Here is a 4,589-nt window from a genome sequence, read left to right on the forward strand (position 1 = left end):
GCCCTCGGCGTCGTAGCGCCAGGGCAGACCACCCTCCGACACCATCGTGCCCACTCCCGTCGCCGTGTAGAAGGCCGGGATGCCCGCCCCTCCCGCGCGCAGCCGCTCGGCGAGCGTGCCCTGCGGGGTGAGTTCAACCTCGATCTCCCCGCCCAGGTACTGCCGGGCGAATTCCTTGTTCTCGCCGATGTACGACGCGATCACCCTGCGGATGCGGCCGGCGCTGAGCAGCTCGCCCAGCCCCCACCCGTCAACGCCGCAGTTGTTCGAGACGACCTCGAGGCCGCCGGTTCCCTGGTTTCGAAGGGCTCGGATCAACGCCATGGGAACGCCGCTCAGGCCAAACCCTCCCACGGCAAGGCTCGCCCCCTCGGGAATCTGGGAGACCGCCTCCTCGGCGGATGCGCACGTTTTATCCACGACATAGTCCTCTCTGACAGCGTCTCACTCGGTGCGCGTGAACCGCCCGGGCAAAGGCCGCGAGAGCGGATGGCGCACTCTTCGAACTATAGAGGCACGCCGCGCCGCGCTAGGAATGCCGAATCGTCGCCCCGGCTTCGGCCAGATCGGTGAGAGCTTTCTCGCTCGACTCTGCGGCGACTCCGGCAACCAGATCGGTGAGCACGCTCACCTCGAGCCCGGCCTCCAGCGCATCGCGGGCGGAGGCGAGCACGCAGTAGTCGGTGGCGATGCCCACGACATCCACGGCGGTGACCCCAGCGTCGGCGAGAAGCTGCGCGGCCGTCTCGCCCTCCTCCGTCGCGCCCTCGAACAGCGAATACGCCGGAGCGCCCTGTCCTTTGACAACGTGGGCGGTCACGGAACCCGTAGCCAGGTCGGGGTGGTACTCCGCACCGGTCGTGCCAGCCACGCAGTGAACCGGCCAGGTTGAGACAAAGTCTGGGGCAGCATCCGTAGCAAAATGCCCGCCGTTGTCACCCTCGGCATCGTGCCAATCGCGCGAGGCAACGATGGCGTCGTAGCGCTGCGGATGCTCCGCGAGATACCGCGTGATGCCGGCGGCCACTGCGGCACCGCCGTCAACGCCCAGGGCGCCGCCTTCGGTGAAGTCATTTTGAACGTCGATGATGAGAAGAGCGCGAGTCACGCGGCAATTCTAGGCTCGCGCGGTTCGCAGCGACCACCGCTAGTTCGAGGCGCGCACGGCTCCCGACAGGTTGTCGCCGCACTCGTAGATCTTCTCGACCAGGTGCTCAAGCGCGAGATTTGTCTCTGGCGACACCGCACCCGTCGCCTGCAGCGACAGCGTGAGCACCGTTCCATCGGATGCCGTGAGGATGCCGCCCAGCGTTGCCGCCGTCGCGGTGGAGGTGCCGACCCCCGAGAAGGTGGAGCGCAGATGTGCCAGTTCACCGGCGAAACGGGGCGCCATAGTGCCAGAGACACCCGCGACCGGCAGGGCCGCGGTGATGCTCGCGAGGGCCGGGTTGCTCACGGTCGCCGCGAGCAATCGGGCGAGCACCTCGGGAGGGGCCACCGTGGCAGGGTCGAGGCCCGAGCCGTCGCTCATGACAAGGGCGGCGGTGTCGACCTCGAGGGCGCCGAGCACGGAGCGATAGACCTGCTCGAGCGACGCCGCCGTTCCGTCGCTTCCCACTGATGTTGACGCCAGGCGGGCAAGCATGTCGGCGAGGGTGTTGTCGCCGAGCTGCAGCATTTGGGTGACGAGCACGCTCACGGGCTGCGACCACACTTCTGCCAGCAGGGGGCTATCCGGCAGAACGGCCCCTGTGGAGATCTCGGTGCCGCTGCCAAGCCCTAGGGCCGAGATGAACGCCGCCGCTGCCGACGCGACCGGGTCCGCGCCGCGCGGGCTCGTCACGACCGCGGGGTCCTGCCGGTCACCGTCGACCATGAGCGGCGTGATGTTGGCCTGCGTGCCGACCGTGCGTTCGGCGGACGCCCATCCCGCATCCCAGGGTTCGCCGCTCCACAGGGTCGAGTCGACCATCACCTGCGTTATCGAAAACGCGGGCTGCTCCGGCTCGGCGGGAGCAGGGGGTGGAGACGGCCTAGGCCCCGGCCTGCCCCCTGGACCCCGGCGGCCATCGTCGTCTTCGTCGTCCTCCTGCACGGGGGTTGGCGGGTACAGCTTTGCGAGCGCTGCGGTCGTTTGGGCCGCGAGGTCGTTCATTCGCGGTGCCCCCGCGTAGACACTCTCGACCCCCGATGGCAGGGCAGAAAGCGTGGCGTCTCCGCCTCCCACCAGCACCACGCTTCCCGCGATGCTGCCCTCATAGACCCTGGTCGGGATGCGCGTGTCTGGCCCCAGCACTTGCAGCGCAACGATGGCGGTTACCACTTTGGAAAGCTCAAGGGTAGAGACGGGGGCACCATCTCCCCGGGCCAAAAGTTGTTCACCCGTCGAGACGGAGACAACGGATGCTGCGAGCTCCGCCAGCGCTGGCTCCGACGTATCCACCGTGCAGGTGCGCAGGCGAACGGGCCCTGCCGCAAGCTCGGGGGCAACCCGGGCGGAAGCCTCCGGCTCGACCGCAGCGAGGGCAGTCATCGAGGCCCGCCCCGAGCCCACCCCTGCCATGACGACCGCGGCGGCGAGAACGACAACCACAAGGGCCGCCCCCGCCATGAGCAGATGCCGAGGGCTTCTCGCCCACGACCGCGCTGCAGCGACAACCGATGCGGCCGCCGCGGAGACTCCGCGCGCCGACGACCGCGCAGCCGCTGACGCCGCACTCGCCAGCTTCGCTGCACCCGCAGCCGCACCCGCGCGCGCACCGGCACCCGCACCCGGGCGCATGGCAGCAGATCCCTCTGCCGGGCGCGACTCTGAGGCGGCAGGCCCGCGGGCATGCTGCGACAGGGCTTCTCGGGCCTGACGACGGGTTGGGGGCTGACCCGGCTCGATCATCCGCTCATCGTAATGGAGGGCACCTCCGTGCCGCGAAAGTTATTTCAGAGCGTGGAGGCCAGCCCCGCCGCTGCCGGGTACTCCAAGCCGATCCGCTGCCGGATAGCGTCGAGAGTCTGCATCACCTGCACAGACCCCTCCGGCGGCATGAGGTCGCCGGCGATCGAGCCGGAGGCAACCAGCCGCTCGAGCTCCCAGGCCTGAAACTGCATGCCCCTGCTGCCCGCGGCAGAATCGTCTGCTTGACCGCGCTCGAATCGCTCGATCACAGCATCCGAAGAGTCGTAGACCGTAAACGATGTGGGCGAATACCAGACGGCGTCGATCTCGATGCGGCCGTTCGTGCCGATGATGGATGCCCGGTTGGGACCCTGCGTATCGAGCGCAGTGTGAAGCACGGCCCTGCGCTCGCCGAACTCGAGGATGATCGCGGTCTGCCGGTCGACTCCGGTTGGCGTAAAGGTTGCGCTGGCGAGCACCCCCGTCGGCACACCGAACAGGTCATGGGCAAACGACACGGGATAGACGCCCAGGTCGAGCAACGCGCCGCCCCCGAGCGCTAGGTCGCGCAGTCGGTGCATCGGATCCGACGGCAACAACTGATCATGGTCGGCGATGAGGGTCACAGCTTCGCCGATCGTGCCGGCCGCGATGATCTCGCGAAGTCGCACCATGTGCGGCAAGAATCGTGTCCACATCGCCTCGAGCACAACGAGCCCGCGTTCCGCGGCGAGGTCGACGACCTGCCGAGCCTCGTCCGCTGTAACGGTGAAGGGTTTCTCCACGAGCACATGTTTGCCCGCTTCGAGCGCGAGGAGGGCCGCGCTCACATGGAAGGTGTGCGGGGTCGCGACATAGACGACGTCGACCTCGGGGTCGGCGACCAGCTCCGCATAGCTGCCGTGGGCTCGAGGGATGCCGAACTCCTGGGCGAAGGCTTCTGCAGATTCGAGCCGCCGCGAGCCGACGGCCACAACGTCAAAACCGTTCGCGATCAGATCCTTAGTCTGTGCGCGAGCGATGCCGCCCGGCCCCAATATTCCCCAGCGCAGCGACATTGCCGACTCCCGTTTCCCGCCCCGTCGGGGCGTCGTGGCGTCCAGGCTACCGGTGGAGTCGGTTAGCAGCTAGCCCAGCGGGCGGCAGCACGCATGAAGGTCTGCGGTTCGTCGATGGTGGCGCCAACGCCCCCGTGGGTGGCGGCGAAGAAGACGCACATTCCCGCGACCGCTCCGGCGTAGTCGGGCTGGTACAGGGAGAGCTGGTGTTTGGGCGACTCCCACCACTTGGTGGCGACGGATGCTCCGCTATCGCCGGTTCCGCCGGCCAGATTGCCATCGCATCCGATGCTCGGCACTCCGTCGCTGCGCTCTGAGCCGATGTGGCCCCATGCGCTCAGCGGGTCGTCGCTCGGGTCTTCTGCCATCCACACGAGGCGGTCGAGCATGCAGTCGTCGTGGCGAAAGTTGGCGGCGGGCACCGGGAGTAGGCAGTTGGCGATGCGGATCTCGTTGTATTCGGCTGCGAAGTCCGCCAGATCGTCGCTTGTCGTGCCCGTGATGACTCCGTCGCCGGCGGTGCGGGTTTCCACGGATGCCGTTGCGCCCGAGACCGGGGACGGGCAGCTGCCTCCGACCAGCTCGATGGCCGCTCGGCGCGCGGCCGCCGCGGTGTCGAGGTCAGCCTCGAGTGCCTC

Annotated in this window: 4 protein-coding genes and 1 pseudogene; all 5 read right to left on the minus strand. The window is 68.3% G+C overall.

The features are described from left to right. The coding region (locus AC062T_RS03045) for a CoA transferase subunit A (RefSeq protein ID WP_476027277.1) at positions 1 to 420 on the minus strand (420 nt) is incomplete at its 3' end. Positions 421 to 529: 109 nt separating this feature from the next. Then, on the minus strand, positions 530 to 1,108 hold the full coding sequence (locus tag AC062T_RS03050; RefSeq protein ID WP_476027279.1) for an isochorismatase family protein: 579 nt from the start codon (positions 1,106 to 1,108) through the stop codon (positions 530 to 532). Positions 1,109 to 1,147: 39 nt separating this feature from the next. Next, on the minus strand, positions 1,148 to 2,893 hold the full coding sequence (locus AC062T_RS03055) for a D-alanyl-D-alanine carboxypeptidase (RefSeq protein ID WP_476027281.1): 1,746 nt from the start codon (positions 2,891 to 2,893) through the stop codon (positions 1,148 to 1,150). Between the two features lie 44 nt (positions 2,894 to 2,937). Beyond that, positions 2,938 to 3,951, minus strand: coding sequence for a Gfo/Idh/MocA family protein (locus tag AC062T_RS03060; RefSeq protein WP_476027283.1), 1,014 nt, complete (start codon positions 3,949 to 3,951; stop codon positions 2,938 to 2,940). A 62-nt stretch (positions 3,952 to 4,013) separates the two neighbouring features. Further along, positions 4,014 to 4,589 (minus strand): annotated as a pseudogene (locus tag AC062T_RS03065) (hypothetical protein); the annotation flags it as partial.

This window comes from Homoserinimonas sp., from assembly GCF_056262345.1.